Source organism: Nonomuraea longispora (assembly GCF_004348345.1).
GTDB lineage: Bacteria > Actinomycetota > Actinomycetes > Streptosporangiales > Streptosporangiaceae > Nonomuraea > Nonomuraea longispora.
This window is the reverse complement of the sequence record NZ_SMJZ01000360.1, coordinates 1-4,010: the sequence shown is the minus strand read 5'-3', so window position 1 is coordinate 4,010 and position 4,010 is coordinate 1. Positions and strand designations below refer to the sequence as shown.

At 70.0% G+C, this 4,010-nt stretch carries 4 protein-coding genes; 1 reads left to right on the top strand and 3 read right to left on the bottom strand.

Annotated elements, in window-relative coordinates; all coding sequences use genetic code 11:
* Both E1267_RS42870 and E1267_RS42865 read right to left on the bottom strand, forming a co-directional pair.
* On the bottom strand, positions 1-952 hold a 952-nt coding region (locus E1267_RS42870; RefSeq protein ID WP_246064723.1), incomplete at its 3' end, for a serine/threonine-protein kinase.
* Entirely contained in the window at positions 952-2,415 is a 1,464-nt protein-coding gene (locus tag E1267_RS42865) for a hypothetical protein (RefSeq protein ID WP_132341926.1), read from the bottom strand. The genes E1267_RS42870 and E1267_RS42865, both read right to left, overlap by 1 nt.
* A 106-nt stretch (positions 2,416-2,521) precedes the next feature.
* Between E1267_RS42865 and E1267_RS42860 the strand changes: the two genes are divergently transcribed.
* A complete protein-coding gene (locus tag E1267_RS42860) occupies positions 2,522-3,436 on the top strand; it encodes a hydantoinase B/oxoprolinase family protein (protein ID WP_246064722.1) in 915 nt (304 codons plus the stop codon).
* Here the strand turns inward: E1267_RS42860 and E1267_RS45150 are convergent.
* A complete protein-coding gene (locus E1267_RS45150; RefSeq protein ID WP_165960116.1) occupies positions 3,426-3,713 on the bottom strand; it encodes a Uma2 family endonuclease in 288 nt (95 codons plus the stop codon). The two genes, E1267_RS42860 and E1267_RS45150, sit on opposite strands and share 11 nt — an antisense overlap.
* Between the last annotated feature and the right edge of the window lie 297 nt (positions 3,714-4,010).

Genomic DNA, 4,010 nt, shown 5'->3' with positions numbered 1-4,010 from the left:
GACGTATATAAGAGACAGGTACGGGGTGCGGGCCCGAGCCCGGCGCGGGGCGGGGCACGAGGTTCGGCATCGAGGAGCCTCCCGGCGCGGGGAATCCCAGGGGATCGTCCTGGTGCCCCGTGATCGCCTCGCGCAGCGCGGTCGCGAACTCCGCGCAGGTCGCGTAGCGCTGCTCGGGCGCCTTGGCGAGCGCGCGCAACATCACGGCGTCGACCTGCGGCGGCAGCTCGGGCCTGAGCTGCGACAGGGGCGTCGGCTGCTCGGCCAGGTGGGCCCAGAGCAGCGCGATGTCGTTCTCACGCTGGAACGGCAGCCGCGCCGACAGCGCCTCGTAGACCACGCAGGCCAGCGCGTACTGGTCGCAGCGGCCGTCGATGTGCTCCTTGTTGATCTGCTCGGGCGACATGTAGCGGGGTGTGCCGATGAACTGGTCGGTCTGGGTCAGCCCGGAGATGGACGAGCGGTGCTTGGTGATGCCGAAGTCGGTCAGGTAGACGTGGTCACCGGCCAGCAGGATGTTGGCCGGTTTGACGTCGCGGTGGATCAGGTCGTGCGCGTGGGCGGCGTCGAGCGCGGCGGCGACCTGGGCGAAGATCCGATTGGCCGGCCCGAGCGGCAGCGGCCCCCGGTCGTAGATGAGGCGGCGCAGATCGAGTCCGTCGACGTAGCGCATGGCAATGTAAAGCACGCCGTCGGCGTCGGCGTTCGCCTCGTAGATCGGGATGATGTTGGGATGTTCGATGCTGGCGACCGTCCTGGACTCCAGGATGAACCGCTGCCTGAACCGGTCGTCGACGCTGAGCACCGGGTTGAGGATCTTCAGCGCCACCCGGCGGCTCAGCCGGGGGTCGAGCGCCAGGTAGACGACGGCCATGCCGCCCTTGCCGACGATGTCCTCGATGTAGTAGCCGGCCACCTCCTGGCCGATGAGCGATCTTTCGTTCACGTGCATCACGTCTCGGTGGGGTGGCCGCAGTAGCCGCAGAAACGATGCGCGGGGCCGAGCTTCATACCGCACGAGGTGCAGTACTTGATCGCCGGATCCGGCGCGGTCATCACCTGCTGCTGCTGCGGAGCTGCGTGGAACGGCTGGGAGCGCCGTACGACCACGGTCTGGTGGGCGCCGTCGTCAGGCGGTGGACCGGCCGCGAGCGGCTGTGTCGGTGGTGTCGCCCCTTCAGGAGCGCGGCGGCGCCACAGCAGATACGCCCCGCCGCCCGCGGCCACGAAGAGAATCGCGGCCGCCAGGAGGAACGGCCACAGCGGCGTGGAGCCGGCCGGCTCGGCCGCCGCCTCCCGCGTGCCCTGGTCCTCGGGGCCGCCCCGCTTGGCCAGCGAGGTCTTGAGCAGTTCCTCGGCCACCACGTTGCCCGGGTAGAGCTCGAGCACCCGCTGGAATCCCGGCGCCGCCTCCGTGAAGTATTTCGTGTGGTAGCGGGTCAGCGCCGCCTCGAACGCCGTGTCGATCGCGCCCCTGCGCGCCTCGACCCCGGCCTCCGTGAGGATCTTCGTGATCTCCCTGACGCCGATCATCCTGGCCTCCTCGCCGCCGCCGACGAGCAGGCCGATGACGTGGCCGTCCTTGTCGCCGATGACCGGCGCGCCGATCATGCCCTTGTCGGCCAGCCCGCCGAGCTTGACCGGCTCGTCCACCTTCTTCTCCGGGTCGGCGAAGGGCCGGCCGGTCTCGCCCGACGCGCCGCCCTTGCCGAGGTGGGCGATCTCGACGGTGTGGGTGGTCTTCGGGCCGGGACGGCCGAGGAATCCGGCCACGCTGGTGGGCGCGCCCTGCTGCTCGGGCACCTTGTCCGCGAGCGGCGCGGTGGGCATGCCGACGCTTCCCGTCACCGGGTCGAGCGGAACGAGCACGGCGGCGCTGTCGGGCTTCGGCCCGGCCTTGGCGAGCTTGAGCTGGTAGCCGTCGGCGCTGGCCGGCGACACGTTGGGAAAGGCGGTGATCTCCGTGGTCACGTTGACGATGCAGGTGGCCGTCTCGCTCTTGGGCGGATAGCAGTCCTGCAGGTGCCGGTCGAGCAGGTCGTCGGAGAGCTTGTGCTCCTTGTCGTCATCCGTGATCTCGACGTCGTGGTACTCGGCGAAGATCTTGTTGGCCGCGCGTACGGCGACGTCGTCGTCGTTCACCGCCAGGCGGCGCAGCGCGACGACGCTCCCGTCGGGGTTGACGACGGTGCCCGTGCCTTCGGCGAACGGGAAGTCGTAGGACCGCTCCACATGTTTGAGCCGGCCGACGTGGTCGAGCAGAGTGATCTCCACGTGGGACACGGCCTCCAGTCGCACCACGGCCGGGCTCACCAGGTCGGTGATCCCGCTCGGGTGCTCGTGTGCGGCGACCGGTATCGCGACCAGCACGAGCGCCGCCGCGACGCCACTGGCAAGAGCTCTGAGGCGCGCCATCTCTCCGCTCCAAACCGCAGGATTAGGACCAGCGTCCCAATCGGGTGCCGTAAGTCAATAGACGACCGCGTAGACAAGCGCTTGCTCGGGGACATCGCGTACGCGGATGGGGTTCGTGATCGGCGTCGACGTCGGTGGCACGTTCACCGACGTGGTCCTTCGCGCCAAGGAGAGCCGGCGCGGCACGTTGGCCGTGGCCAAGGTATTGAGCACCCACTACGACCCCATCGCGGGAATCCTCGCCGGCGTTACGCGCGCACTCGGCGACCGTGACCCTGCCCCGTGGGCGGCAAGGGCAGCTTCGGCGGGCGTCGGGCGGGCACCGGCGTGCCCATCAAGCACCCCTGACAAGGTCGTGGGCGACGTACGGGCGCTGGTGGCCGGCACGGCGGTGGCGGCGGCGCGGCTGGAGAGGCTGATCGGCGAGTACGGCGAGCAGGTGGCGGACGGCGTCGACGCCTACCTGGACCACACCGAGACCGTGACCAGGGCCGCGCTGGCCGAGTTGCCGCGGGGGCGGTTCGAGGCGTCGTACCCGATCGACGACGACGGTATGAATCCCGAGAGACCACATCTCGTTCGCGTGGCCGTCACGCTCGGCCTCCAGCGGGCCGTGCTCGACTTCGCCGGCACCGGCCCGCAGGTCCCCGCCGCCGTCAACGCCTCGGCCTCCCGGTCCCTCGCCGCCGCCGTCTTCGCGCTGCGCTGCTTCCTCGACCCGTCGATCCCCATGAACGACGGCTGCCTGCGCGCCATCGACGTGCGCCTGCCCGAGGGCTCCCCGCTCAACGCCCGCTCAAGCGTCATCGCGACGGGACCGTCGAGCGCCTGGCGTCGAAGGTCAACGTCGAAGGTCAACAACGTGCGGTTCGCGGCGGGCGAGGCGTTCATCGTGGAGACGACGGGCGGGGGCGGCATCGGCCCGCCGGGCGAACGGGACAGGCAGGCGATCCTGGCCGACCTCGATGCGGGGCGCGTCACCCCCCGAGGAGCGGCCGAGGACTACGGGTTCAGCCTCTGAGACGCATCGACTGGGCGGGGTCGAAGGTCACGGAGAAGGGCGCCGGTTCGTAGACGGACTTGCTGCTCGGGCTGACCACCTCGACGGCGAGGGACAGATCGCCGGGAGAGTACATCAGGTCCACCCCGTCGGACACTGCCTCGGGAACGACGACGAGGTCGGCGATGTAGAAGTTCTCGTCGTTGTAACCGACGTGGACCGTGGTCAGACACTCCAGTTCGGGCGGCGCCGCATTCTGGAGAATGATCACCAGCCGGGTGATCACGCGCTGGTGCAAGGGGTGGGGGCAGGGCTCACTAGGAGGCTCCCGATGAAGAGCTCGTATCGGTTCCCGTCGTCGGGGAACTCGAGCAGGTCGTCGACGGTGAACGGCGGCGCACCCGGGAGAACCGTGCGCCTCGTGGTCGGCTCCTGCGCGGCCGTTCCGCTCTTCGGTTCGATCGTCGCCATTGCGGTCACCCGCCCGGTATCGGGAGCCTCGCCCTCGCCCACACGCCACTTCCTCGAAGCTCCTCACTGGGAGCGACGGGGACGCCACTCCTCGGCGCCGTGCCGGACCGCCCGGTACACCGCC

Bases quoted from the DNA above. Each gene is read 5' to 3' on its own strand.
- E1267_RS42865 (WP_132341926.1), bottom strand. From the start codon at position 2,415: ATGGCGCGCCTCAGAGCTCTTGCCAGTGGCGTCGCGGCGGCGCTCGTG.
- E1267_RS42860 (WP_246064722.1), top strand. From the start codon at position 2,522: ATGGGGTTCGTGATCGGCGTCGACGTCGGTGGCACGTTCACCGACGTG.